Here is a 24,831-nt window from a genome sequence, read left to right as displayed (position 1 = left end):
GCACTCATGGCAGTCGTCGTCGCGTCCGTGCTCGCGGCGGGGGCCCTCGCCCCCGCCGCCTCGGCGCGCCCCGCCCCCGTAGCCGTACCGGCATCCGAATCCCGTGAACGTGCCATCCCGCCACTGACCGACGACCGGGGGCGCACCCTCACCCTGCGCGGCTGGAACGTCGAGGACAAGGCGAACCGCGGCGAGGCCGCCCTCACCGCCATCACCGAACGGCACTTCCGCGACCTGCGCGCCAACGGCTTCAACTTCGCCCGGCTGCTGGTCTTCTGGGACGACCTGGAGCCCACGCGCGGCCAGTACAGCGAGCGCTACCTCCGGCGCGTCGAACGCGTCCTGGACTGGGCGGCCAAGCACCGCGTCCACGTCCTCATCGACGCCCACCAGGACGTCTTCGGACCCGCGTTCGGGCATCGGGGCATCCCCGCCTGGGCCACCAGGACCGACGGGCTGCCGTTCACCCCGAACCCCGACGACTGGTTCTCCGAGTACTTCGAACCGGCCGTCCAGCGGGCCTTCACCCACCTCTACGAGGACCCCGACCTCCAGCGCGCCCAGGCCGCCATGTGGCAGGTCATCGCGGAACGCTTCCGCGACCACCCGGCCGTGATCGGCTACGACCTGATCAACGAGCCGATGGGGGAGCTGCGCCCGGGCGAGGACCTGCCGACCGCCGCCCGCCGGATCGAGGCCCAGCACCTCACCCCGATGTACAACCGGCTGGCCCGAGCCGTCCGGGCGAAGGACCGTGACACCTGGCTCTTCGTCGAGCCGACGCCCATCGTCGGCGAGGGCGTCCCCACCGGGCTCGGCCGGATCGAGGACCGCCGGACCGTGTACGCCCCGCACTTCTACAACACCGCCATGGAGGCGGGCGCGGACTACGACCCGTCGGCCGGCTGGATCGAGGCGTACGAGGCCGCGGTCATCGCCTATCCGGCCCGCCACCGGATGCCCGTGGTCGTCGGCGAGTGGGGGCCCCTGAACAACTCCCTCCCCGCCATGGGCCGCTTCTACCGCGAGGCCGTCGACTCCCTGAACCGCTACAGCTCCGGCTGGGCCGGGTACGTCTGGTGTTACGGCGGCGGCTACTGCGCGGTCGACGAGCGGGGCCGCTTCCGTACGAACAAGGAGCGGACGGCCACCCCGTACGCCCCGGCCGTCGCGGGGACCGTCCGCTCCGAGGCCTACGACGCCGACACCCGCTCCTACCGCCTCGCCTACCGGGCCGCCGCCCGCCCCGGGGCGACGGAGCTGTCCCTCCCGCCCTCGCCCCGGGGCTGGCGTGTCTCCGTCACCGGCCCGGGGGTGGTCGCCGGCGGCCCCGGCACGTCGTCGCGCGGGAGTTGGCCGGTCGTACGGGCGTGGCCCGGGGGCGAAGTGGTGGTGACCGTGCGGGAAGGTGGTCCGTATGGACGAACTGACCACCCCTGAAGGGTTTCTGCTGCGCCCCTGGGAGCCCGCCGACGCCTCGGCGGTGCTCCGCGCCTTCGCCCCGGCCGAGATGGACCGCCAGACGGACCGGCCGGTGTCCGACCGGCCCGGGGCGCTGGCCTGGATCGCGGACCGCACGCGCGAACGGGGAGCGCGCACCGGCTACTCCTGGGCCGTCGTGGGGGAGGCGGGCGAGGCCCTCGGCTGCGTCTCCGTCGACGCCGTCAACCTGACCCACGACACCGGCTGGGTCTCCTACTGGACCACACCGGAGGCGCGCGGCCGGGGTGTCGCCCCGGCCGGGGTGCGGGCGTTGGCGCGCTGGGCCTTCGACGAGCTCGGGCTGTACCGGCTGGAGCTGGGCCACCGCACCGACAACCCGGCCTCCTGCCGGGTCGCGACCCGGTCCGGATTCGCGACCGAGGGCATCGAGCGGGCCAAACTGCGCTACGGCGGCGTCCGGTACGACGTCGAGCGGCACGCTCGCCTGGCCGACGATGATGTCAACTTTGATTGACGGAGGGTGCTTGTCAATGTAGGTTGACGTCATGACCGAAGCAACGGATCTGGCCGCACGCGCCGGTGACCGCGACCCGCGCGTCGGGCTGCGGGCGGTGGCCGCGCTGCGGCGGCTGCTGGAGCAGCTCGAAGCCGTCCAAGTCAGAAGTGCCCGCGTCCAGGGCTGGTCGTGGCAGGAGATCGCCGCCGAGCTGGGCGTCAGCCGGCAGGCCGTGCACAAGAAGTACGGGAGGCGTTGATGTTCGAGCGATTCACCCCAGGGGCCCGCGCCACCGTGAAGGGCGCGGTGGTGCAGGCCGAGCGCGTCGGGGCCGACTCGGTCACCGAGGAACACCTGCTGCTCGCGCTGCTGGAGCAGGAGGGCGGCCGGGCCGCGTTCGCCGTCACCGCGCTCGGCCTCCACGACCGCCGCGCCTCCCTGGACGCCGCCTTCGCCGAGGCCCGCCGCCGCGGCGGCCTGACCAAGGCCGACACCGACGCGCTCGCCGGTATCGGGATCGACATCGGCGCGATCGTCTCCCGGGTCGAAGGGGCCCATGGCGAAGGGGCCCTGGCGACCGGCCGGGCCGGCCGCCGGTGGTGGTGGTCGGGGCACCGCCCCTTCACCTCGGGAGCCAAGACCGTCCTGGAGAACTCGCTGCGGGTCGCCCTGGGGCGCGGTGACCGCTTCATCGGCGAGGAACACCTGCTCCTGGCCCTCACGGCGAAGCCCGGAGTCGTCGCCGACGTCCTCGCCGAGCACGGCGCGACCCACGCGACCGTGCAGCGCGCGCTGTACGGCCCCGACGCCGACGGGAGCCAGGGGCACGCCGAGGCTGGGTGAGGCGGGCGAGACGGGCCTACGGAACGGGGCGGGGAGGGCGACAGGGAACGGGCGGGCCGGCCCCGAACAGCACGGGCCGCCCGGAAAACAGGGGCGGCCCGAACAGGGCGGACACTGCTGGGGCCACAGTGTCCAACAGGACGGGGCGGCCCCCGAACGGAAAACAGGGGCGGGCGTCCGGCACCGGACGCCCGCCCCTCCCGTTTCCACCCGAGCCGTGTCGGCTCAGGCCTTCCGCTCGCCCTCCGTCGTCAGCAGCGCCTCGATCCGCGCCGTCGCCGCCCCCAGGTGGCGGCGGGCCTCCGCGAGCTGGGCCTCCGTCACCCCGTGATCGCGGGCCGTGTCCCGGATGCCGTCGCGGAAACGGTCCAGCAGGCGGTCCAGGTCGCGCACCGGATCGCCCGTGGCCGGCGCGTCCTCGGCCCAGTCGGAGCCGTCGTCGGGGACCGGGGCCGCCGGGGCGGAGTCCGCCTCGGGCTTGCCGAACGGCGGCCAGGCTCCGGAGCGCGCGAAACCGCCGAGCTGGCCGGTGATCTCCGCGAGGCCCTCCCGCACCCCGGAGGGCCAGTCGCCCCGCGCGAAGTGCTCCTGGACCTGGCGGGCGGCGGTCTGCATCTGCTCGTGCGCCTTCTCCTGGGCCTCCCTGGCCTGGCGGCGGGCCTGCTGGGCGTCCTCGCGGGCGCGCCGGGACTCGTCCTTCGCCCGGCGCGCCTGCTCCTTCCACAGCTGCTTGGCCCGGTTCAGCTCCTCCTTCGCCGTGCGCCACGTCTCGCTCTCGCCGAGGTCGCCCAGACGGCCGAAGTCGCCGAAGTCCCCGAAGTCGTCGAAGGGGGAGGCCGGTTCGCCCTTCGCCCGGCCCTTGCCGCTCCCGGCCCCGCTCCCGGCCCCGGCCTTCGTGCCCTGCCGGGACTCCGACGCCGCCGCCCGCATGTCGCTGCGGAGCCGGCCCGCCGCGCCCCGTACGTCGTCGCGTATCTCGGCGGCCAGCTCGGAGACCGAGTCGCGGATCTCCAGCTCCAGGTCGGCCAGTTCGCCGCCCCGGCCCGCCAGCTCCTCGCGCCCCGCGTCGGTGATCGAGTAGACCTTGCGGCCGCCCTCGGTGGCGTGGGTGACCAGGCCCTCGGCCTCCAGCTTGGCCAGCCGTGGGTAGACCGTGCCGGCGGACGGGGCGTACAGGCCCTGGAAGCGCTCCTCCAGCAGGCGGATGACCTCATAGCCGTGGCGAGGAGCCTCGTCCAGGAGCTTGAGGAGGTACAGCCGCAGACGGCCGTGGGCGAATACGGGGGGCATGTCAGAGAACCTTTCCGGTCGGCTCGGCGGCGTACGCGTCGTCCTCGGCGGGTGGCCTGCGCAGCAGGGCGATCGAACCGGACACGGTCGTCGCCCGCAGGGTCCCCGTCCCGGCGCCCAGCGTGCCGGTGATCTTCTTCGCGCCCCACTGCCCGCCGACCCGCAGGTCCTCGAAGGCGTTGGAGACGGTCCCGCTCGCGGTGTTCGCCTCGACCCTGGCGTCGGCCGGGTGCGGCAGCCGGATCGCGATCTCGCCCGTCACCGTGGCCAGCCGGATGTCCGTGGGCTGCCCGGACGGGTCGACGTCCAGCACCATGGCACCGCTGACCGACTCGGCCCGGACCGAGGTCCCGGCCCCGTCGACCACCGTCAGATCGCCGGAGACGGAGTGGAAGCGCAGGTCCCCCGTGACGCTCTGGGCCTCCAGGCTGCCCGACACGGACTCCCCGCGCACCGCGCCGGTCAGCCCGACGAGCGTGGAGTCGCCGGTGATGCCGCGGACCTCCGTGCGGCCGCTGATGCCGGAGACGACGGCCCCGGCACCGATCACGCCGACCTCGACCGAGGAAGCGGCCGGCACGACGAGCGTGACCACGGCGCTGCGGCGGCGGTTCTTCGGGTCGAACCAGCGCAGGAGGTCCTGCCAGGGCAGGTCCTCGTAGGCCACGGTCAGCCGGCCGTCCTCCTGGGTCACGATCAGCGGCGGGCCCTCGATCGCGGAGATCTCCAGCCGGGCTTCCGGCTCGTCGGTCCCGACCACGTTGACCGTGCCGTCGACGATGCGCACGTGGAGGGCCGTCACCGGATCCTCGAAGGCGAGCTTCCGCGGCTCGGCGATGGTCCATGTCGACACAGGCATGGATGTGACCTCCCGGGAAGCGTGGCAACGCAATATATCGCGTCTCGTTCGGAACACGATATATCGCGGATGGAGGAAGTCAAAGAGGGCGGGAGGAGGCAGCGAGGGGGTAAATGCGCACAAAGAAGCCAGACACGGGCAAATTGGCCTAGCGTGTGAGCCATGAACGCGACACCCACCGGGGCCCTCCTGCTGTGCCGGGCCGACCCCGAGACCGTACGGCCGCTCGCCCACCTGCTGCGCGAGCAGATGCTGCTGGCGCGCGCGGGTGAGGAGTGGAGCGTGCTCGTCCCGGAGGGCAAACCCTGGAACGGGGGCGCCGGACAGGACCCCGAGCCGGTGGACCGGGTCCTCGGCGGCTGGGCCACCGCGCTCGCGGTCGGCTCCACCTGGCCGGTGCTCGCCCTGTGGTGGGACGCCGACCGGGCCGGGTTCACGCTCGCCGCCGGATTCCGCCGGCCCGTGGGCTATATCTGGCTGACCGACGGCACCCCGGTGGGCGAGGACGAGGCGATGCGCACCTTCGCGGTCCGGCTCGGCCTCGACCCGGTGCTGGACGTACAGGCGCTGGAGGAGCTGACCCGCCCCGATCCGGACGTCGACGCGGACGCCCGGCTGCGGGCGCTGCTCGCCGTTCTCACCCGCACCGGGCTGACCCTGCCCGCCGGGCTCTCACCGGGCGAGAGCGCGGACCGGCTGCGCAGCGTCGCGGCGGTGCAGCGCGGGGTGGACCGCGTCGAGTGGGCAGGCTGGCGCGATGCCGTACGCGTCGAACTGGACGCGGTCGAGAGCAGCAGGATCGGCCCGTGGGTACGCGGCCCCCGCGCCCGTGCCGTCGCCGCCGTCCAGCTCGCGGCCGGGCTCCCGCTCCTGCTGTGGGGCGCCCGTCGCCGCAGTGGCGGCTGGGCGGCGGCCGGGGCGGTGCTGCTGGCGCAGGGCGCGCTGGGACTCGCGTACGAGCGGGCCAGGGCGGGCGCGGAAGCCTCCTAGGCGCCTCTCCCTCCCTGGAACGGGCGGGTCACGCGTCCTCGTCGTCCTCGTCGTCCAGCCGGGCCAGCCAGGTCGCGAGGCGCTCGACCGGCACCTCGAAGTCGGGGTTGAGATCGACGAACGTCCGCAGCTGCTCGGCGAGCCACTCGAAGGTGACCTCCTCCTCGCCGCGCCGCTTCTCCAGTTCCTCGATGCCACGGTCCGTGAAGTACATGCGCCCAGGATATCGAGGGCGTGAGGACCCCCGGAACGCCGGGGACCCGGCCCCGCGACGAGCGCGGAACCGGGTCCCTGTGGCGTACGGGCAGCTCGTACGGCTGCCGCGTGGTCCTAGGCCTCGAAGACCTCTTCGACCAGCTGCGCCTGCTCCGCCTGGTGACGCTTGGCCGAGCCGACCGCCGGGGACGAGCCGTGCCGCCGCGAGATGCGGCGCAGGCGCTCGCCGTGCGGCACGTCCGAGCCGACCGCGAGGTCCAGGTGGTCGATCAGGTTGAGCGCGATGAACGGCCACGCGCCCTGGTTCGCCGGCTCCTCCTGGGCCCACAGGTACTTCGCGGCGTTCGGGTACTTCGCGATCTCGGCCTGGATCTCCGCACCCGGCAGCGGGTACAGGCGCTCCAGCCGGATGATCGCCGTCTCCGTGTCGCCGCGCTTCTCCCGCTCGGCGTCCAGGTCGTAGTACAGCTTGCCCGCGCAGAAGACGACCTTGCGGACGTTCTCGGGCTTGACCGACGCGTCGCCGATCACCGGGCGGAAGCCGCCGGTGGTGAACTCCTCGATGGACGAGGCCGCGGCCTTCAGACGCAGCATCGACTTCGGGGTGAAGACGATCAGCGGCTTGTGGTGCGGGTTGTGCACCTGCCAGCGCAGCAGGTGGAAGTAGTTCGACGGCAGGGTCGGCATCGCGACCGTCATGTTGTCCTGCGCGCACATCTGGAGGAAGCGCTCCGGGCGGGCGGAGCTGTGGTCCGGGCCCTGGCCCTCGTAGCCGTGCGGCAGCAGCAGCGTGACGCCGGAGGTCTGGCCCCACTTCTGCTCGGCCGAGGAGATGAACTCGTCCACGACGGTCTGCGCGCCGTTGACGAAGTCACCGAACTGGGCCTCCCAGATGACCAGCGACTCCGGACGGGCCAGCGAGTAGCCGTACTCGAAGCCCATCGCCGCGTACTCCGAGAGCAGCGAGTCGTAGACGTTGTACCGGGCCTGGTCGTCGGCCAGGTACAGCAGCGGGGTGTAGTCCTCGCCGGTGACCTGGTCGACCAGGACCGCGTGGCGCTGGCCGAACGTGCCGCGGCGGGTGTCCTGGCCGGCGAGCCGGACCGGGGTGCCCTCCATCAGCAGCGAACCGATGGCCAGCGTCTCGCCCATGCCCCAGTCGATCGTGGCGTTGTCCACCGAGGCCGCGCGGCGCTGCATCTGCGGCATCAGGCGGGGGTGGACGGTGATCGAGTCGGGGATGTTGACCTGCGACTCGGCGATCCGCTTGACGACCTCGGCGGAGACGGCCGTCTCCACGGTCACCGGGAACGCGGCCTGCGGCTCCGGGACGTGCGGGGCGGCCGGCTGCGAGGTGGCCTCGCGGACCTCCGCGAACACCTTCTCCAGCTGACCCTGGAAGTCCTGGAGCGCCTGCTCCGCCTCTTCCAGCGTGATGTCGCCACGACCGATGAGGGACTCGGTGTACAGCTTGCGCACCGAGCGCTTCTTGTCGATCAGGGTGTACATCTGCGGGTTGGTGAACTCCGGGTTGTCGCCCTCGTTGTGACCGCGGCGGCGGTAGCAGATGAGGTCGATCACGACGTCCTTGTTGAACGCCTGCCGGAACTCGAAGGCGAGCCGCGCGACGCGGACCACGGCCTCCGGGTCGTCGCCGTTGACGTGGATGATCGGCGCCTCGATCATGCGGGCCACGTCGGTGGCGTACATCGAGGAGCGCGAGGACTCCGGGGCGGCGGTGAAACCGACCTGGTTGTTGATCACCACGTGCACGGTGCCGCCGGTGCGGTAGCCGCGCAGCTGCGACATGTTGAGCGTCTCGGCGACGACGCCCTGGCCCGCGAAGGCCGCGTCGCCGTGGAGCGCGACCGGCAGGACCGTGAAGTCCGTGCCGCCCTTGTTGATGATGTCCTGCTTGGCGCGGGCGATGCCCTCCAGAACCGGGTCGACCGCCTCCAGGTGCGAGGGGTTGGCGGCCAGCGAGACCTTGATCTGCTCGCCGTCCAGACCGGTGAAGGTGCCCTCGGCGCCCAGGTGGTACTTGACGTCGCCGGAACCGTGCATCGAGCGCGGGTCGAGGTTGCCCTCGAACTCGCGGAAGATCTGCGCGTACGACTTGCCGACGATGTTCGCCAGCACGTTCAGCCGGCCGCGGTGGGCCATGCCGACGACGACCTCGTCGAGGCGGGCCTCGGCGGCGGAGTCGAGAACGGCGTCCAGCAGCGGGATGACGGACTCGCCGCCCTCCAGCGAGAACCGCTTCTGGCCGACGTACTTCGTCTGCAGGAACGTCTCGAACGCCTCCGCGGCGTTCAGCCGGCGCAGGATGCGCAGCTGCTCCTCGCGCTCGGGCTTCGGGCGCGGACGCTCGACCCGGTCCTGGAGCCACTTGCGCTGCTTCGGGTCCTGGATGTGCATGAACTCGATGCCGGTGGTGCGGCAGTACGACTCACGCAGCACACCGAGGATGTCGCGGAGCTTCATCATCGTCTTGCCGGCGAACCCGCCGACCGCGAAGTCCCGCTCCAGGTCCCACAGGGTGAGGCCGTGCTCGGTGATGTCCAGGTCGGGGTGCTTGCGCTGGTGGTACTCCAGCGGGTCGGTGTCGGCCATGACGTGGCCGCGGACCCGGTAGGAGTGGATCAGCTCGAAGACCCGCGCGGCCTTGGTGACGTCGTCGTCGTGCGAGGCGTCGATGTCCTTGAGCCAGCGGACCGGCTCGTAGGGGATGCGCAGCGCCTTGAAGATCTCGTCGTAGAACTCGTTCTCGCCGAGCAGCAGCTGGGACAGGACCCGCAGGAACTCGCCGGAGGCGGCGCCCTGGATGACCCGGTGGTCGTAGGTCGACGTGAGCGTCATGACCTTCGAGATGCCGAGCTTGTTCAGGGTGTCCTGCGAGGTGCCCTGGAACTCCGCCGGGTAGTCCATCGCGCCGACGCCCATGATGAGGCCCTGACCGGGCATCAGGCGGGGCACCGAGTGGACGGTGCCGATGCCGCCGGGGTTGGTCAGCGAGGCGGTGACGCCGGCGAAGTCGTCCATGCCGAGCTTGCCGATGCGGGCGCGCCGGACGATGTCCTCGTACGCCTGCCAGAACTCGAAGAAGTTGAGCGTCTCGGCCTTCTTGATGGCCGCGACGACCAGCTGGCGGTCGCCGTTCGGCTTCACCAGGTCGATGGCCAGACCCAGGTTGATGTGCTCCGGCTTGACCAGGGTCGGCTTGCCGTCCTTCGTGGCGAAGGAGTAGTTCATCGACGGCATGGCCTTGAGGGCCTGCACCATCGCGTACCCGATGAGGTGCGTGAAGGAGATCTTCCCGCCGCGGGCGCGCTTGAGGTGGTTGTTGATGACGATGCGGTTGTCGAAGAGCAGCTTCACCGGGACCGCGCGGACGGATGTGGCCGTCGGCAGCTCCAGCGAGGCGTTCATGTTCTTCGCGACGGCGGCCGAGGGGCCGCGCAGCGTCACGTACTCCGGGCCGGCCGGGGCCTCGGTGGACTCGTCCGCCTTGGCCTTGGCGGGGGCGGCGGCGGGCTTCGCCGCCGCGGGCTTCGCCGGAGCAGGCGCCGGGGCGGCCTTGGCCGGGGCCGGCTGCGCGGGAGCCGCCGGAGCGGCTGCGGGCGCGGCCTTCGCCGGAGCCGGAGCGGCCGCCGGGGCGGGCGCGGCCGGGGCGGCGGGCGCCTCGGTCACCGGTGCGGCACCGGGAGCGGGCTTGTCCGCCGTGCCGGAGGCTCCCGGCTTGTAGTCGGCGAAGAAGTCCCACCAGGCGCGATCGACCGAACTGGGATCCTGGAGGTACTGCTGGTAGATCTCGTCGACGAGCCATTCATTGGCGCCGAACGCGGCGGCCGGGTTCGTACCCGGGCCGGCTTGATCGGTCGAGATGCTCGAGTTACTGGGGGACTGAGACGACACGGCGGCAACCGCCCTCTTCCGCTTCACAAGGTGATGGACAGCGGAAATCAAGGCTACGCCCCCCGAACCGTTCCTTGCAGGCCGGGCCGGTGCTTCGTCGTGCACATCACATCGGAAGGCGGGTTTCGGCGCAGGAAATGGCGGGAAACAAGCGAGGTTCCACTGCACTTCGGGTACGCAGGACCGAGGATACGGCCATCCGGCCGCATCCCTTTGAGGCCCCTGCTGGCAGGACACGGGTGAACATGCCCTTCCGGTTCGACCCTATGTCAACCGCGCCGTCAACCGCGCGGCTCGGGGCTTCCCGGGAGCGTGACCTGGATGCGGCAGCCCTTCGCGGATTCGGCCACCCCGATCCGACCGCCGTGCAGTTCGACCGCCCAGCGGGCGATGGCCAGCCCCAGCCCCGTACCGCCGTCGCTTCCCGGGCCGTGCGGGGAGGGCGCCTGGCCCCGGTTGAAGCGCTCGAACACCCGGTGGCGCTCCGCCTCCGGGATGCCGGGCCCCTCGTCGACGACCTCCAGCTCCAGCGACTCGGGACGGTCCCCGCGCCGCGCGAGCACCGTCACCCGGCCGTGCGGCGGGCTGTGCTTGACCGCGTTGTCGATGAGGTTGGCGACCACCTGGTGCAGCCGCTCCGCGTCCGCGTGCGCGGTGAGCTCCGGCGGCGAGACGTCCAGATGCAGGTGGACGTCCGTACGGGAGTGATTGCCCGAACCCGACGACAGGCGTCGGTGGGAGGCGGCGAGATTGGCCTCTTTCAGTACGCCCGACAGATAGGGCCAGACCTCGAAACGGCGGGCCTTGAGCGTCACCACCCCGTTGTCCAGCCGCGACAGGTCCAGCAGCGTCTCGACCAGCCGGCCGAGCCGCTCCGTCTGCTGCAGCGCCGTGCGCATCGTCTCCGGATCGGCGGCGGACACCCCGTCCACCACGTTCTCCAGCACGGCTCTCAGCGCCGCGATGGGGGTGCGCAGCTCATGGCTGACATTGGCGACCAGCTCTTTTCGATGCCGGTCCTCCGCCTCCAGATCGTCCGCCATGCGGTTGATCGTCTGCGCCAGGTCCCCCAGCTCGTCCCGCCGCCCGGCGCCGCTCACCCGGCGGGTGTAGTCGCCGTGCGAGATGGACCGGGCCACCGCTCTCATCTCATCCAGCGGCGCGGTCAGACCGTGCGCCACGAACTGGGTGATCAGCAGCGTGGCGATCACCGAGAACACCGTGATGAAGCGGAATTCCGTACGGGTCCGCAACGCGACGATCAGCAGCCCCGTGGTGATGAACACCGACACCACGACGAGCGTGCCGAGCTTGGCCTTGATCGAGAAGGGACGCAGTCCGGACCCTGGCCCCGTCATGGGGCGGGAGTCTCCAGGGCGTAGCCCACGCCGTGCACGGTACGGATCCGCTCCGCGCCGATCTTCCGGCGCAGCGCCTTGATGTGACTGTCGACCGTGCGGGTGCCCGAGGCGTCCGCCCAGTCCCACACCTCGGCCAGCAACTGCTCCCGGGAGAGCACCGCGCGCGGGGTGTTGGCGAGACAGACCAGCAGGTCGAACTCGGTCGGCGTGAGGTGGACGTCCTCGGCGCGCACCCGGACCCGGCGCTGCGCGTGGTCGATCTCCAGCTCACCCAGACGCAGGATTCCGCTCCGCGGGGTGACGGCGGCCAGCGCGGCCCGCTCCACCCGGCGCAGCAGCACGTGCACCCGGGCGGCCAGCTCCCGCATGGAGAACGGCTTGGTCATGTAGTCGTCGGCGCCGACCCCGAGCCCGACCAGCATGTCGGTCTCGTCGTCGCGCGCGGTGAGCATCATCACCGGTACCGGGCGCTGCGCCTGTACGCGGCGGCAGACCTCCAGGCCGTCGAAGCCGGGAAGCATGATGTCGAGCACCATCAGGTCGGGCTGCCAGGCCTCGGCCGCGTCCACGGCCGCGGGGCCGTCCAGCGCGGTCTGCACCAGGAAGCCCTCCGCCCGCAGCCGGGCGGAGATGGCGTCGACGATCGTGGGGTCGTCCTCGACCACCAGCACCCGGCGCTGAGCCCCCGGGGTGGCCGCGACGCCGTTGTGGGTGGTGTGTGTCTGTTCCATCGCCCCGCCCCTGCCCGTTCTCGCGGGAGCCATTCCCGGAGGCACGGTTTTCGCTTGTGGATTTCGGTGGGTGATCCCGTGTGCCGGTCAGCAGCGTAGAGGCAGCGGAGGGCTCTCGGCTACGCAGGGTGTTGCCCCGGACGTGCGCGTCCACGCCGGCCGGGCGGTCGGATCGTCGGCCTTGTGCCGGTTGACCCGTGCCACGGCCGGTCCGCGTATACCGGGAGGGGGGTTCAGATCGCCCGCAGTGCGAGATGGACCACGTCGGGCACACCTCGGGCAACAGCCACCTCTTCCGTCCGAACCCCGCTGAACCCGGCATTCCGCAAGGCCTGTTCGAAGGCCGGTGACGGCCGCGCGGACCAGACGGCGAGCACTCCGCCCGGGGTCAGCCGGTCGTGGCAGTGCGCCAGTCCGGCGGGGGAGTAGAGGCTTCCGTTGCCCTCCGTGACGGTCCAGTCCGGCCCGTTGTCGATGTCCAGGCACAGGGCGTCGTAACGCTCCGTGGTGGTACGGAGGTGGGCGACGAGATCCGTGGGGAGGATTCCGGTCCGGGGGTCGGCCAGCGCCGGTCCGGAGATCCGGTCCAGCGGCCCGGCCAGGTGCCAGTCCACGATCGCCTGCTCCCGCTCCACGACCACGATCCGGCCCCAGCGCTCCTCCTCGACGGCCCGCACCAGCGAGAACCCGACGCCCAGGCCGCCGATCAGCACCGAGGGGCCGGTCCGCGCGGCGGGCAGGGCGGCCAGCGCGGCGTCGATCAGCAGCCGCTCGGAGCGCCCGTCGGAGGTGTCCATCAGGAAGCAGCCGTTGGCGATGATCTCGAAGTGCTCCCCGCGCTCCCGCAGCACGACTTCGCCGAAGGGCCCCTCGCGGCGGTCGAGGACGACGGGGGTGCCGGCGGAACGCGTCGGCATCGGGTCGGGGGCGGGCATCGCACGCATCGGGGGCATCGCGGGCATCGTGTGTCTCTCCGGTCTCCGGTCGTAGCGGTCGGTGTCCGTCATCCTGTCCCGCCCCCCGCCCGAGGGCCAGCGAGTTCCCCCTTGCGGGGATGCTCCCGGGGGGTGCTCCCGGGGGATGGGGAACAACGGTCCGCCCGGTGGCGCTCCCGTATACGGAGGACCGCCCCGGGACCGCCTGCCGGTAGGGCGTGAAGGACGGTCCGGAGCCGACTCGGGAGCGGCTGATCGGTGTGATCGCTCAGAGCGAACAAACGGTGGGGAACATTCGGCGGCTCAGGAGCATTGAGTCCACATAGCTCAACTTGCCTGCCGAAGGGGAGATCATGACTAACGAGTCCGAGGCGTTCACACCGATCGACCTGCCCGTGCTGCCGCTCGACGACGAGGTCGTCCTGCCCGGCATGGTGGTACCGCTCGACCTGTCCGACACCGAGGTGCGCGCCGCCGTCGAGGCCGCGCAGGCCGCCGCCCGTCCCGGTGGGGGCAAGCCCCAGGTGCTGCTGGTCCCGCGGATCGACGGGACGTACACGGGGACCGGTGTCCTCGGTACCGTCGAGCAGGTCGGGCGCCTGTCGGACGGCGACCCGGGCGCACTCATCCGGGCCCGCGACCGGGTCCGCATCGGCGCCGGGACCAGTGGGCCCGGCCGGGCGCTCTGGGTCGAGGGGGCCGTGCTCGAAACCGCCGCCCCCGACCCCCTGCCCGGATCCGCCGCCGAGCTGGTCAAGGAGTACAAGGCGCTCGCCACCAGCTGGCTGAAGAAGCGCGGCGCCTGGCAGGTCGTGGATCGGGTCCAGCAGATCGACGACCTCTCCGCGCTCGCCGACAACTCCGGATACTCGCCGTTCCTCACCACCGCCCAGAAGGTCCAGCTCCTGGAGACCGTGGACCCGATCGCCCGGCTGAAGCTCGCCATCCAGTGGCTGAGCGAGCACCTCGCCGAGCAGGACGTGGCCGAATCCATCGCCAAGGACGTGCAGGACGGCGTCGACAAGCAGCAGCGCGAATTCCTGCTGCGCCGCCAGCTGGACGCCGTGCGCAAGGAGCTCTCCGAGCTCAACGGCGACCCGGAGGACGAGTCCGACGACTACCGGGCCCGGGTCGAGGCCGCCGACCTCCCCGAGCACGTCCGCGAGGCCGCGCTCAAGGAGGTCGAGAAGCTGGAGCGGTCCAGCGACCAGTCGCCCGAAGGCTCCTGGATCCGCACCTGGCTGGACACCGTCCTCGAACTGCCCTGGACCGAGCGGACCGAGGACGCCTACGACATCCGCGGCGCCCGGGCGATCCTGGACGCCGAGCACGCCGGCCTCGCCGACGTGAAGGAACGCATCACCGAGTACCTCGCGGTGCGCAAGCGCCGTGCCGACCGGGGGCTGGGCGTGGTGGGCGGCCGCCGCGGCGGCGCGGTCCTGGCCCTCGTCGGCCCGCCCGGCGTCGGCAAGACCTCCCTCGGCGAGTCCGTCGCGCACGCCATGGGCCGCAAGTTCGTCCGCGTCGCGCTCGGCGGTGTCCGGGACGAGGCGGAGATCCGAGGCCACCGGCGTACGTACGTGGGCGCGCTCCCCGGCCGTATCGTGCGGGCCATCAAGGAGGCCGGTTCGATGAACCCGGTCGTCCTGCTCGACGAGATCGACAAGGTCGGCTCCGACTTCCGGGGCGACCCGGCCGCCGCCCTCCTCGAAGTCCTCGACCCGGCCCAGAACCACACCTTCCGCGACCACTACCTGGAGGTCGAGCTGGACCTCAGCGACGTGGTCTTCCTCGCCACCGCCAACGTGCTCGACGCCATCCCCGAGGCCCTGCTCGACCGCATGGAGCTGGTCCGCCTCGACGGCTACACCGAGGACGAGAAGGTCGTCATCGCCCGGGACCACCTGCTCCCGCGCCAGCTGGAGCGGGCCGGCCTGGAGAAGGACGAGGTCGCCCTGGAGGAGTCGGCGCTGCGCAAGCTGGCCGGCGAGTACACCCGCGAGGCGGGCGTACGAAATCTGGAGCGGGCCGTGGCCCGGCTGCTCCGCAAGGTCGCGGCCCAGCACGAACTGGGCGACCGCGAGCTGCCGTTCGCGGTGACCGACGCGGATCTGCGCGGCCTCATCGGCCGGCCGCACCACGTGCCCGAGTCCGCCCAGGACCCGGCCGGGCGCCGCACCGCCGTGCCCGGCGTGGCCACCGGGCTCGCCGTGACCGGGGCGGGCGGCGACGTCCTCTTCGTCGAGGCGTCGCTCGCCGACCCGGAGACCGGGGCCTCCGGACTGACCCTGACCGGTCAGCTTGGGGACGTCATGAAGGAGTCGGCGCAGATCGCGCTGAGCTTCCTGCGGTCGCACGGAGCGGAGCTGGAGCTGCCGGTCGCGGACCTCAAGGACCGGGGCGTGCACATCCACTTCCCGGCGGGCGGCATCCCCAAGGACGGCCCGAGCGCCGGCATCACCCTGACGACCGCCCTGGCCTCGCTGCTCTCCGGACGCCTCGTCCGTACGGATGTGGCGATGACCGGTGAGGTGTCGCTGACCGGGCGGGTGCTGCCGATCGGCGGCCTCAAGCAGAAGCTGCTGGCCGCCCACCGGGCGGGGATCACCACCGTGGTGATCCCCCAGCGCAACGAGGCCGACCTGGACGACGTCCCGGCCGAGGTGCTGGAGAAGCTGGACGTCCACCCGGTCACCGACGTCCGCCAGGTGCTGGAGATCGCCCTCGCCCCGGCGTCGGCCCGGGTGGAGGACAGGATCCCGGCCGCGGCCTGACCGTCACGCTGTGACGGGCGCGGTGGCAGGCACGCGACCGGTACGGACGGCCCGCTCCCGAGTCAACGGGGGCGGGCCGTTCCGCGTGCCGCGCGGGCCGGTCAGGGGCGGTAGATCGTGCCCGGCTCCGGCACGGCCGGGGCCATCAGCTCGGGGACGGTCACGAAGGTGTAGCCGTCCTTCTGGAGCGCGTCGATGATCCCGGGCACGGCGGGGACGGTGCCCTTGTAGATGTCGTGCAGCAGGATGATGCCGTCCTTGCTCGCCTGGTCCAGGATCCGCTTCTTGATCAGCGCGGAGTCGTTCGTGGAGTAGTCCTTGGCGGTGGCGCTCCACAGCACCTGGGAGAGCCCCAGGTTCTTGCTGATGTCCGAGACCGTGTCGTCGGTGCGGCCCTGCGGCGGGCGCATCAGCCGGGGCTTCTTGCCGGTGATCTTCTCGATGGCCAGCTGCGTCTTCTCCAGCTCGGCGCGTATCTCGTCCGGCTTCTGGTCGGTCAGCACCTTGTGCGTCCAGGTGTGGTTGGCGACCTCGTGGCCCTCGTCCTCGATGCGCTGCACCACGTCGGGGTGCTTGATGACGTGGTGCTTGCCCAGCAGGAAGAAGGTGGCGTGCACCTTCTTCTCCTCGAGGATGTCCAGCAGCCTCGGCGTGTCCTTGCCCGGACCCGCGTCGAAGGTCAGGGCGATGCACTTGGCCTTGCGGCAGTCCACCGGCCCGAACGAGCCCTTGGCGTCGGAGGCCGCCTCGCCGCGTGCCGAGCCCGGCGCCGTGGTGTCCATGGAGCAGCCGCCCAACGTCAGTGTGAGCGCCGTCACCAGCGCGGCGGTCAACCCGATCTTGGACAACGGCATCTCTCTGGGCACGACGCATCACTCCTCTGTGCGGGAAGTCCCGCACAGGTGTGCGGCACGAAGAGGACTATACCTAACGTGTATACATGGAGTGTATAGAGGGGGAGTGGCCCCTACTCGGCCGGCGGCTCACCGACCGACGGTCGTGTTGTACCGGGCCACCCGCAGCGGTTCGGGGCTGCCGAAGCCCGCGTTGTTGCCGGTGCACCCCTTCCGCCCGTCGCCTGGCCGAGGCCGGGACCCGGGGTGCGGAAGAGGGCCAGGCCGCCGCCGTTGGTCTACTCCTGCGAAATACTGGCCGAACTGCGGCGTTGACCGGTCGCGGAAGAGACTTTCATCGGCAGGAAACCGTACGAGGGGTACTGACGTGCGCGGGAACGACAGCGGGCCGGAGCCGGGCGCGACGGACGGAAGTGGTGTGGACCACGAATTTCTGGCACTGGAGCGCGAGTTGGCCGTGTTCCTGCGCCGGGCGCGCGCCACCTCGGGCGACATGGCCCGGGAGGTCCACCCCGAACTGGAGCCCGCCGCCTACGGCCTGCTCGTCCGTCTGGAGGCGGCGGGCCGTCAGCGGGCCACCGAGCTGGCCGCCTACTTCGGCGTCGGCAAGGCCACCATGAGCCGCCAGTTGCACTCCCTGGAGAACCTCGGGCTGGTGACCCGCGAACCCGACCCGGCCGACGGGCGGGCCTGGCTCGTCCACCTCACCGACGACGGCCTGGCCCGCTTCCGCAGCGTCCGGGACGCCCGCCGGGGGCGCTACGTGCGCAAACTGGCCGACTGGGACCGGGCCGAGGTCGCCGAGCTGGCCCGGCTCCTGCACCAGCTGAACGCCCGCGCCGAGAGCTGAGCCCGCCCGCCGCCCGCCGCCGTCGCGCTCAGCCCAGCTCCACCAGGAGCGCGGTGGCGTCGTCGTGCGTCTTGCCGTGCCGCAGCCGTACGCGCCCGGCCGCCGCGTCGGCGTCCTCCAGCTCCCGCACCCGGTCGATCAGGCCCTGCGGCCCGGCCTTCCGCAGCAGCCCCAGCGCGTCCGTCCAGTCGCCCTCGCCGAACACCTCCGTCCACCGGGTCGCGCCGTCCGTGAGCGCGGCGAGGGCCCGGACGCCGGCCGCCGGGGTCCTGCCCGTCACCGCGCGCGCCGCCACCGACGGATCGGCGGCGGCGGTGAAGAAGCCGCCCTCCTTGTTGCGCACCGTGGCATCGGCGATCTCGTTCGAGGCGAGCGAGCCCGGCGGCAGCCGGTCCAGCCGGTCGTCGAGGACCGCCCGGACCGTGCCGTCGGGGGACTCCAGCAGCAGGGCCGAGTCGGAGAGCACCAGGTGCTCGACCGCGTGTTCGTCCCAACGTGCCAGAATCACGGTCGCCTGAGGCGTACGTACGTGAGAAAGGTCACAGGTGACTCGATGCGTGTCGGCTGTACGGGAGATGGCCTCGGCCAGGACCTCTGTCAGGGTCAGGTCGGGGCGGGAACCGGACAGTTCCACCAGCGCGCCGCCGAGCCGTGCGGTGAACCACGGGACCGAGTGCACACAGCCGTCGTCCCCCGGCGGCGGGGTGACGCCGTCGAGCAGGACCAGCACACCGCCCTGGCCGGACGCGGGAAGGGCTCCGGAGACCCAGTCCTCGTTGGGGCGTTCGGGGCTTCCGGGCGCGGTGGCGAGTTCGATGCGCATACCGCCAGTCTGCACGAGCCCTTCACCTTCTCCCCATGCGACCGGAAATGGCCTGTACCAGCAGGTCAACGCGGGCGCGCGGGGCGGAAGGGGCGGCTCCGGACCGATGCGGGCGGGCATCCTGCCAAAGGCGGAGCGGAAGTTCCACCCCACGGTCCACGCATGGTCAGGGGCGCACCAGGGGAGACTTGTTCGCCAACTCCAGAGTGATGTTCACTCCTTCGAGTGGCGGAGCGGTTGATGCGCGCCCCCCTCGCAAAAGCGCTGGAATGGTCAGAAGCCGTACCAGGAGCGGGGCGCCCTTCCATGTGACCGTGCGTCACCTCTGCTTCAAGGGTGGACGAGTCAAGATTGCGAGCACCGGTGCAGAAGAAGCGGCCGCGGAGCAAGGGCACGACGCGCGACGGTTCCGGGGCGACGCCTCCGGCTCCGGGCGCGGACAAGCGGACCGTGCGGGTGCGCAGCCGACTGGTCGCCGGAGTCGCGGTCGTCGGCGTCATCGTCATAGCGGCGGGCGCCCCCGCCGTGCTCGGGGCCTCCGCCGATCTGACCGAGTCCCAGCGGCTGGTCACCCTCGCCGAGCTGAACCAGCAGGCGGTCGTCCTCGGGCACTCCCTCGCCGACGAGCGCGACGCCGTCACCGCGTACATCGCCGACGGCCGCGACGAGAAGGATGACGACGGCGCGAAGAACCGCACCGCCCGCACCACCCGCGTCGACCAGCAGATCGACGAGATCCACGAGGCGGCCTCCGCGGCCCTGCGCCGCGACCTCTCGGCGGTTCCCTCGCTGCGCCGTGAAGCGCTGACCGGCAAGGGCTCGGCCCTTCAGGCGCACCAGGCGTACTCCGACGTCATCGCCAAGCTGCACGGCATCGCCGCCGAACTGGCGGAGAAGACCCCGCCGCGCGCCGCCGACGCCACCCGGGCCCCGGTGACCCTCGGCGGCGCGTCCGAACAGGCCTCCGCCACCCGCGGGCTCCTCCTCGCCGCGCTCGCCGTGCCGAGCCCCGAGCCGACCACTCAGCCGGACCCCTTCACCGGGCTCCCCGTGGCGACCGAGGACGAGGGCGACACCCGGGCCGGCCGCGAACGCGACGAGCTGAGCGCCGCCGCCCAGCAGGCCCGCGTCCGGGAGCTGGCCGCGCTGGCCGACTTCGACCAGGCGGCGGACCCGGAGGCCCGCGACAAGCTCTCCGCCACCGTCACCGGATCCGAGGTCAACAACGCGGAGAAGTACCTCACCCGCCTCACCGACCGCCCCGAGCTGTCGGAGGCGGAGCGCGGGATCAGCCCCAAGAAGCTGGAGGCCGCGCTCTCCGCCCGCGTCGACCGGATGCGCAGCGTCGAGTCGGCCCTGACCACCGGCCAGGTCCAGCACCTGGAGGGCCTCCGCGACGACGACGTCACCGCCCTGGAACTGAGCATCGCCCTGCTCGGCGGCTGCTTCCTGCTCGCCGTCGGAGTCTCCACCGCCGTCGCCCGCACCCTCACCCAGCCGCTCGCCGTCCTGCGCATCGGCGCCGCGCGCCTCGCCGAGGACCCCGAGGGCGCCGAACCGGTCCGCTACACCGGCCGCAACGACGAGTTCGCCCAGGTCGTCCGGTCGATGAACTCCCTGCACGGCAGGCTCACCACCCTCCACCAGGACCTCGGGGGACGCGTCGAGAGCCTGTCCGGCGAACGCTCCAAGCTGATCGAGGGCCGCGAGACGCTCGTCGCCCAGCGGGCCGGACTCCAGACGCAGGCCACCGAGCTGGCCACCCAGCTGGAGCAGCTGCGGAACACGGTCAACCACACCTTCGTCAACCTCTCCCTGCGCACCCTCGGACTGGTCGAGCGGCAGCTCGGCGTCATCGAGGGCCTGGAGGAGCGCGAGCAGGACCCGGAGCGCCTGGCCACCCTGTTCAAGCTGGATCACATGGCCACGGTCATGCGCCGCCACAGCGAGAACATGCTCGTCCTCGCCGGCGCCGAGCACGGCCACGGCCACGCCGGGCCGATCCCGCTGGTCGACGTGGCGCGCGCGGCCGTCAGCGAGATCGAGCGGTACGAGCGGGTCACCATCCAGTCCCTGCCGCCGCACGCCCAGATCGCCGGGTTCGCCGCCGACGATCTCAGCCACCTCCTCGCCGAACTCCTGGAGAACGCGACCTCCTTCTCGCCGCCCGACTCACAGGTCGAGCTGTCCGGCTGGCTGCTGGAGAGCGGCGAGGTGATGCTCTCCGTGTCGGACGCGGGCATCGGCATGTCGACGGTCCGGATGGGCGAACTCAATGCCAGGCTGGCCGACCCGGCCTCGTTCGAGCCGGGCGAGCGGCACATCGACATGACCGGGGCCGGACTCGGCCTCCAGGTCACGTCGTTGCTGGCCGCCCGGCACGGAGTGCGGGTCCAGCTGCGCGAGCAGAAGGGGAGTGGTGTGACGGCCGTCGTCGTTCTGCCGGGCGCCCTGCTGCCCAACTCCTTGCCCGCCTCCTCGCCGCCCGCCGTGCAGCTTCCCGGTGACGCGCCCACGCTCAACCTCCCGGGCTCGGTGGCGGAGGCGAACTCCAACGCCCTGCCCAGCCGTTCACCGCTGCCTCCCTCGGCGTCCACGCCCGGTACGCCCGCCGAAGCCGAGCCGACGCCGGCCACGGCACCGACTCCGGAGCCCGGGGCGGCGTCGGACCCGGAAGCGGAGAGCGCCCCCGAGGCGGACGCCGAGCGCCTGCCCGCCGTCGACCCGCTGATCGTCGCCGCCGAGCGGACGATCCGCGAGAACGCGGCTGCCGAGAACGCGGCTGCCGAGGACACGGCGCCCGACGAGGACGCGGAAGCCACCGCCGTACCGCCGCAGGAGCAGGAGCAGCAGCAGGACGCGCGGCAGCCGGTCGCGGAGGCCGGGGCCGGGGCCGAAGCCGGTACCGGTACCGGTACCGGTACCGGTACCGGTACCGGTACCGAAGACGGGTCCGGAGCCGACCCGGACTCCGAGATCACCTTGCAGGTCCGGCTCCCGAAGCCTCCCCCCGCCCCCGCCGACCCGGTGGCCCCCACGGCTCCGGACATCCCGGCCGGAGTGGACACCCCCGCCGTGCCGGGCGCCGCCGGCCCGTACGCGATCGGCCCGGACCGCCACGAGCGCCCCGCCGAGACCGGCCCGGGGGACCAGAACCCGGAGGGCCCCGCGGTCCGCCCCGCGCCCCACGCCGAAGCGGCCCCCGCCCCCGCCCCCGCCGACACCGTCCCCGGCCCCCGCCGCCCCGAGGCGGCGCGGATCACCGACAAGGGGCTGCCGAAGCGCACCCCCAAGGTGGTCCGGCCCGACGCGACCCCCGCCCCCGGGCGCACCGGCAGCCTCGACCGGGACGCCCTGCGCCGCCGGCTCGGCAGCTTCCACCAGGCGGCCAACGAAGGCCGGCGCGACGTCGAGGCGGAGATCGCCGAGACCGGCGGGATCACCGTCGCCGGCCCCGGGGGCGTACCCACCGGGCGTACGGGGCACGAGACCACCACCGCACACGCCACAGGCGCCGCACAGGATCCACGTGACGCAAGGACCGCACGGGCCGCCGAGACCGGCGGCCGGGCGGACGGCCGGAACGAAGAGACGGGGGACACAGTCGAGGAGGCACGCAGTTGACTGCGCCCAGCACATTCGGGCTGAGTACCGAAGCCCGGAACCTTCACTGGTTGCTGAGCAATCTCGTGGAGGAGGTGCCAGGGGTCCACTCGGTCACCGTCGTCTCGTCCGACGGTCTGATGCTGCTCTCCTCCGACCCCGGCCATCTGACCGCGAAGGCGGCCGGACCGGCCGCCGGGACGTCGGACGGGCCCAGGGGTTCCAGCGCCGACCTGGCCACGATCGTCTCCGGCATCGGTTCGCTGACCGTCGGAGCCGCGAAGCTGATGGACGGCGGCGGCGTCAAACAGACGATGGTCGCCATGGACGAGGGCAGCGTCTTCGTCATGTCGATCAGCGACGGCTCCCTCCTCGGCGTCCACGCCGCCCCGGACTGCGACATGAGCGTCGTCGCCTACCACATGGCCCTCTTCGTCGGCCGGGCCGGACACGTACTCACCCCCGAACTCCGCAGTGAGCTGCGCACATCGATGGAGAGCGCCCTGTGACCACCGCCGCCGCAGAACCCGCCCCCCGGCTCCCCGTCCGGGGGGCGGACAAACGCCCCGCCCGGGTCCGCCCGTACTCCCTCACCGGCGGTCGCACCCGGTTCGGGCACGTCCTGCTGGTCGAGACGTTCGTCGCGGCCCTCGAAGCACCCGACGAGCGCCGGGAGCTCACCAACGGGAACCTCGCCTCGCGCGTGATGCCCGAGCTCCGGGCCATCGTCGAACTCTGCCGCCGGATGCGTACGGTCGCGGAGATCTCGGCCCTGTTGAAGATGCCGCTCGGAGTCGTCCGGGTGCTGCTCAGCGACTTGGCCGACCAGGGAAAGATCCGCGTGTACGGAACCGGCCACGGCGCCGGTCAGCCCGACCGCGCACTGCTCGAAAGGGTTCTCAATGGACTCCGCCGTCTCTGAGGCGCCGCTCTTCGCCCCGCGCCAGCCGGGGCCCCGGGAACAGGCCGAGGAGTCCCTCCAGGCCTGGCAGCTCGACCACACCCGCGCGCCCACCGCCACCAAGATCGTGGTGGCGGGCGGATTCGGCGTCGGCAAGACGACGTTCGTCGGCTCGGTCTCCGAGATCACGCCGCTCCAGACCGAAGCGCTGATGACCCAGGCCAGCGAGGAGACCGACGACCTCTCCGCGACGCCCGAGAAGACCACCACCACCGTGGCCATGGACTTCGGCCGGCTCACGCTGGAGGACGACCTCGTCCTGTACGTCTTCGGCACCCCCGGCCAGCAGCGCTTCTGGTTCATGTGGGACGACCTGGTCCGCGGGGCGATCGGCGCGGTCGTCCTCGCCGACACCCGGCGGCTGGAGGACTGCTTCCCCGCGCTCGACTACTTCGAGAGTTGCGGGCTGCCGTACATCGTGGCCGTCAACCACTTCGAGGGGACGCCCGGTTACGAGGCGGAGGACGTCAGGGAGGCCCTGACCGTACCCCCGCAGGTCCCGATAGTGATCATGGACGCTCGTAACAGGATCACGGTCGTCGAGTCGCTGCTCGCCCTGGTGGGCCACGCTCTCGACGCCACCCCCGTCTGAGGGCGGTCCCCCGGACCTCCTCCAGACCTCCTCGAATCAGAGACAACGGAGAGCCGCGATGCGGAAGATACTCATAGTCGGAGCCGGCCAGTCCGGGCTCCAGCTGGCCCTGGGGCTTCAGTCCAGAGGCTACGAAGTCACCCTGATGTCCAACCGCACCGCCGACGAGATCCGCACCGGCCGGGTCATGTCGACGCAGTGCATGTTCCACACCGCGCTCCAGCACGAGCGGGACTACCAGCTGAACTTCTGGGAGTCCCAGGCCCCGAAGATCGAGGGCCTCGGCGTCTCCGTCGCCGCCCCCGACTCCTCGCGCGCCGTCGACTGGGTCGGCAAGCTGGACGGCTTCGCCCAGTCCGTCGACCAGCGCGTGAAGATGGCCGGCTGGATGGAGACCTTCGCCCAGCGCGGCGGCCAGCTCGTCATCCACGGGGCCGCCGTCTCCGACCTGGACTACTTCTCCCGCACCTACGACCTGGTGATGGTCTCGGCAGGCAAGGGCGAGCTGGTCTCCATGTTCGGCCGGGACGCGGCCCGTTCACCGTTCGACGCCCCGCAGCGCGCGCTGTCCGTCGCCTACGTCCACGGCATGGGCCCGCGCCCCGAGCACCCGGAGTTCGACGCGGTCCGCTGCAATCTGGTCCCGGGCGTCGGCGAGCTGTTCGTCATGCCGACGCTCACCACCTCCGGCCGCGCCGACATCCTCTTCTGGGAGGGCGTCCCGGGCGGACCGCTCGACGCCTTCCAGGGCATCAAGGACCCCTCCGAGCACCTGGCGAAGACGCTGGAGCTCATGGAGAAGTTCACGCCCTGGGAGTACGCCCGCGCCACCAAGGTCGAGCTGACCGACGCCAACGGCACCCTCGCCGGCCGCTACGCCCCCACGGTCCGCAAGCCGATCGGGCGGCTGCCCGGCGGCGGCCTGGTCCTCGGCGTCGCGGACGTCGTCGTGGCCAACGACCCGATCACCGGCCAGGGCTCCAACTCGGCCTCCAAGTGCGCGAACGCCTACCTGGACTCGATCGTCGAGCACGGCGGGAAGGAGTTCGACGCGGCGTGGATGCAGTCCACGTTCGACCGTTACTGGGAGACCGCGCAGCACGTCACGAAGTGGACCAACGCCATGCTCGGCGTCCCGCCGGAGCACGTGCTGAACCTGATCGGGGCCGCCGGCGAGCTCCAGCCGGCCGCGGACCGCTTCGCCAACGGGTTCAACGACCCGGCGGACTTCGAGAACTTCTTCTACGAGCCGGAGAAGACGAACGCCTACCTGGCCTCGCTCACCGGCGCCTGAG

At 72.0% G+C, this 24,831-nt stretch carries 21 protein-coding genes; 12 read left to right on the top strand and 9 right to left on the bottom strand.

All coding sequences use genetic code 11. From position 1 onward, the window contains the following. Window positions 1–6: 6 nt before the first annotated feature. From N7925_RS10345 to N7925_RS10330, 4 genes are read left to right on the top strand one after another with little or no spacing between them, the layout of a single operon-like run. Window positions 7–1,440 (top strand): cellulase family glycosylhydrolase, encoded by a 1,434-nt coding sequence (locus N7925_RS10345; RefSeq protein WP_274343694.1) that lies wholly within the window; start codon window positions 7–9, stop codon window positions 1,438–1,440. Next, complete coding sequence (locus N7925_RS10340; protein ID WP_274343693.1) at window positions 1,418–1,957, top strand: GNAT family N-acetyltransferase; 540 nt, start codon at window positions 1,418–1,420, stop codon at window positions 1,955–1,957. Before N7925_RS10345 ends, N7925_RS10340 begins: the two co-directional genes overlap by 23 nt. 31 nt (window positions 1,958–1,988) lie before the next feature. Further along, on the top strand, window positions 1,989–2,198 hold the full coding sequence (locus N7925_RS10335; RefSeq protein WP_006127526.1) for a sigma factor-like helix-turn-helix DNA-binding protein: 210 nt from the start codon (window positions 1,989–1,991) through the stop codon (window positions 2,196–2,198). Continuing rightward, window positions 2,198–2,782, top strand: a complete 585-nt coding sequence (locus tag N7925_RS10330) for a Clp protease N-terminal domain-containing protein (protein WP_274343692.1) — start codon at window positions 2,198–2,200, stop codon at window positions 2,780–2,782. The genes N7925_RS10335 and N7925_RS10330 overlap by 1 nt, the downstream gene beginning before the upstream one ends. 225 nt (window positions 2,783–3,007) lie before the next feature. On the opposite strand, the gene N7925_RS10325 is transcribed toward N7925_RS10330, so the two are convergent. Further along, the gene (locus N7925_RS10325) at window positions 3,008–4,072 is read right to left on the bottom strand and encodes a PadR family transcriptional regulator (protein WP_274343691.1); all 1,065 of its coding nucleotides are present in this window, start codon (window positions 4,070–4,072) and stop codon (window positions 3,008–3,010) included. A gap of 1 nt (window position 4,073) precedes the next feature. Then, complete coding sequence (locus N7925_RS10320) at window positions 4,074–4,931, bottom strand: DUF4097 family beta strand repeat-containing protein (protein WP_265599370.1); 858 nt, start codon at window positions 4,929–4,931, stop codon at window positions 4,074–4,076. A 162-nt stretch (window positions 4,932–5,093) separates the two neighbouring features. Here N7925_RS10320 and N7925_RS10315 point away from each other — a divergent pair, with 162 nt between their 5' ends. Continuing rightward, complete coding sequence (locus tag N7925_RS10315) at window positions 5,094–5,921, top strand: hypothetical protein (RefSeq protein ID WP_274343690.1); 828 nt, start codon at window positions 5,094–5,096, stop codon at window positions 5,919–5,921. Between the two features lie 28 nt (window positions 5,922–5,949). Here N7925_RS10315 and N7925_RS10310 read toward each other — a convergent pair whose 3' ends face one another. The 5 genes from N7925_RS10310 to N7925_RS10290 all read right to left on the bottom strand — a co-directional run bounded on the left by N7925_RS10310 (window position 5,950) and on the right by N7925_RS10290 (window position 13,106). After that, complete coding sequence (locus tag N7925_RS10310; RefSeq protein WP_003966321.1) at window positions 5,950–6,135, bottom strand: DUF6104 family protein; 186 nt, start codon at window positions 6,133–6,135, stop codon at window positions 5,950–5,952. A 116-nt stretch (window positions 6,136–6,251) separates the two neighbouring features. Further along, window positions 6,252–10,052 carry a multifunctional oxoglutarate decarboxylase/oxoglutarate dehydrogenase thiamine pyrophosphate-binding subunit/dihydrolipoyllysine-residue succinyltransferase subunit gene (locus tag N7925_RS10305; RefSeq protein ID WP_274343689.1) on the bottom strand — a complete coding sequence of 1,267 codons (3,801 nt, stop codon included), beginning with the start codon at window positions 10,050–10,052 and terminating at the stop codon, window positions 6,252–6,254. 281 nt (window positions 10,053–10,333) lie between these two features. Further along, on the bottom strand, window positions 10,334–11,410 hold the full coding sequence (locus tag N7925_RS10300; RefSeq protein ID WP_274343688.1) for a HAMP domain-containing sensor histidine kinase: 1,077 nt from the start codon (window positions 11,408–11,410) through the stop codon (window positions 10,334–10,336). Continuing rightward, window positions 11,407–12,144 carry a response regulator transcription factor gene (locus N7925_RS10295; protein WP_003966317.1) on the bottom strand — a complete coding sequence of 246 codons (738 nt, stop codon included), beginning with the start codon at window positions 12,142–12,144 and terminating at the stop codon, window positions 11,407–11,409. Before N7925_RS10295 ends, N7925_RS10300 begins: the two co-directional genes overlap by 4 nt. A 233-nt stretch (window positions 12,145–12,377) precedes the next feature. Further along, the gene (locus N7925_RS10290) at window positions 12,378–13,106 is read right to left on the bottom strand and encodes a spermidine synthase (protein WP_416222978.1); all 729 of its coding nucleotides are present in this window, start codon (window positions 13,104–13,106) and stop codon (window positions 12,378–12,380) included. A gap of 326 nt (window positions 13,107–13,432) precedes the next feature. On the opposite strand from N7925_RS10290, the gene lon reads away from it, so the two are divergent. Further along, complete coding sequence (lon, locus tag N7925_RS10285; protein WP_265599366.1) at window positions 13,433–15,853, top strand: endopeptidase La; 2,421 nt, start codon at window positions 13,433–13,435, stop codon at window positions 15,851–15,853. 101 nt (window positions 15,854–15,954) lie between these two features. Here the strand turns inward: lon and N7925_RS10280 are convergent, their stop codons facing one another. Further along, entirely contained in the window at window positions 15,955–16,707 is a 753-nt protein-coding gene (locus N7925_RS10280; protein WP_274346430.1) for a polysaccharide deacetylase family protein, read from the bottom strand. 367 nt (window positions 16,708–17,074) lie between these two features. Here N7925_RS10280 and N7925_RS10275 point away from each other — a divergent pair, with 367 nt between their 5' ends. Then, the gene (locus tag N7925_RS10275; protein ID WP_265599365.1) at window positions 17,075–17,557 is read left to right on the top strand and encodes a MarR family winged helix-turn-helix transcriptional regulator; all 483 of its coding nucleotides are present in this window, start codon (window positions 17,075–17,077) and stop codon (window positions 17,555–17,557) included. Between the two features lie 28 nt (window positions 17,558–17,585). On the opposite strand, the gene N7925_RS10270 is transcribed toward N7925_RS10275, so the two are convergent. Continuing rightward, window positions 17,586–18,380 (bottom strand): protein phosphatase 2C domain-containing protein, encoded by a 795-nt coding sequence (locus N7925_RS10270; protein ID WP_274343687.1) that lies wholly within the window; start codon window positions 18,378–18,380, stop codon window positions 17,586–17,588. 363 nt (window positions 18,381–18,743) lie between these two features. Between N7925_RS10270 and N7925_RS10265 the strand changes: the two genes are divergently transcribed. From N7925_RS10265 to N7925_RS10245, 5 genes are read left to right on the top strand one after another with little or no spacing between them, the layout of a single operon-like run. After that, entirely contained in the window at window positions 18,744–22,004 is a 3,261-nt protein-coding gene (locus tag N7925_RS10265) for a sensor histidine kinase (RefSeq protein ID WP_274346429.1), read from the top strand. Continuing rightward, window positions 22,001–22,492, top strand: a complete 492-nt coding sequence (locus N7925_RS10260; protein WP_026290733.1) for a roadblock/LC7 domain-containing protein — start codon at window positions 22,001–22,003, stop codon at window positions 22,490–22,492. Before N7925_RS10265 ends, N7925_RS10260 begins: the two co-directional genes overlap by 4 nt. After that, window positions 22,489–22,905 carry a DUF742 domain-containing protein gene (locus N7925_RS10255; protein WP_003966308.1) on the top strand — a complete coding sequence of 139 codons (417 nt, stop codon included), beginning with the start codon at window positions 22,489–22,491 and terminating at the stop codon, window positions 22,903–22,905. Before N7925_RS10260 ends, N7925_RS10255 begins: the two co-directional genes overlap by 4 nt. Further along, window positions 22,886–23,536, top strand: coding sequence for a GTP-binding protein (locus tag N7925_RS10250; RefSeq protein WP_265599362.1), 651 nt, complete (start codon window positions 22,886–22,888; stop codon window positions 23,534–23,536). Before N7925_RS10255 ends, N7925_RS10250 begins: the two co-directional genes overlap by 20 nt. Window positions 23,537–23,594: 58 nt before the next feature. Then, window positions 23,595–24,830 (top strand): styrene monooxygenase/indole monooxygenase family protein, encoded by a 1,236-nt coding sequence (locus tag N7925_RS10245; protein ID WP_274343686.1) that lies wholly within the window; start codon window positions 23,595–23,597, stop codon window positions 24,828–24,830. Window position 24,831: the final 1 nt, after the last annotated feature.

It is taken from the genome of Streptomyces sp. CA-278952 (assembly GCF_028747205.1).
GTDB lineage: Bacteria > Actinomycetota > Actinomycetes > Streptomycetales > Streptomycetaceae > Streptomyces.
Note: the sequence above shows the minus strand (reverse complement) of the source record. Positions and strands in the feature narration are given on the sequence as shown.

Coding starts and splice junctions, on each gene's coding strand:
- N7925_RS10345 (WP_274343694.1), top strand. CDS start 7: ATGGCAGTCGTCGTCGCGTCCGTGCTCGCGGCGGGGGCCCTCGCCCCC.
- N7925_RS10340 (WP_274343693.1), top strand. CDS start 1,418: ATGGACGAACTGACCACCCCTGAAGGGTTTCTGCTGCGCCCCTGGGAG.
- N7925_RS10335 (WP_006127526.1), top strand. CDS start 1,989: ATGACCGAAGCAACGGATCTGGCCGCACGCGCCGGTGACCGCGACCCG.
- N7925_RS10330 (WP_274343692.1), top strand. CDS start 2,198: ATGTTCGAGCGATTCACCCCAGGGGCCCGCGCCACCGTGAAGGGCGCG.
- N7925_RS10325 (WP_274343691.1), bottom strand. CDS start 4,072: ATGCCCCCCGTATTCGCCCACGGCCGTCTGCGGCTGTACCTCCTCAAG.
- N7925_RS10320 (WP_265599370.1), bottom strand. CDS start 4,931: ATGCCTGTGTCGACATGGACCATCGCCGAGCCGCGGAAGCTCGCCTTC.
- N7925_RS10315 (WP_274343690.1), top strand. CDS start 5,094: ATGAACGCGACACCCACCGGGGCCCTCCTGCTGTGCCGGGCCGACCCC.
- N7925_RS10310 (WP_003966321.1), bottom strand. CDS start 6,135: ATGTACTTCACGGACCGTGGCATCGAGGAACTGGAGAAGCGGCGCGGC.
- N7925_RS10300 (WP_274343688.1), bottom strand. CDS start 11,410: ATGACGGGGCCAGGGTCCGGACTGCGTCCCTTCTCGATCAAGGCCAAG.
- N7925_RS10295 (WP_003966317.1), bottom strand. CDS start 12,144: ATGGAACAGACACACACCACCCACAACGGCGTCGCGGCCACCCCGGGG.
- N7925_RS10290 (WP_416222978.1), bottom strand. CDS start 13,106: ATGCCCGCGATGCCCCCGATGCGTGCGATGCCCGCCCCCGACCCGATG.
- lon (WP_265599366.1), top strand. CDS start 13,433: ATGACTAACGAGTCCGAGGCGTTCACACCGATCGACCTGCCCGTGCTG.
- N7925_RS10280 (WP_274346430.1), bottom strand. CDS start 16,707: ATGCCGTTGTCCAAGATCGGGTTGACCGCCGCGCTGGTGACGGCGCTC.
- N7925_RS10270 (WP_274343687.1), bottom strand. CDS start 18,380: ATGCGCATCGAACTCGCCACCGCGCCCGGAAGCCCCGAACGCCCCAAC.
- N7925_RS10250 (WP_265599362.1), top strand. CDS start 22,886: ATGGACTCCGCCGTCTCTGAGGCGCCGCTCTTCGCCCCGCGCCAGCCG.
- N7925_RS10245 (WP_274343686.1), top strand. CDS start 23,595: ATGCGGAAGATACTCATAGTCGGAGCCGGCCAGTCCGGGCTCCAGCTG.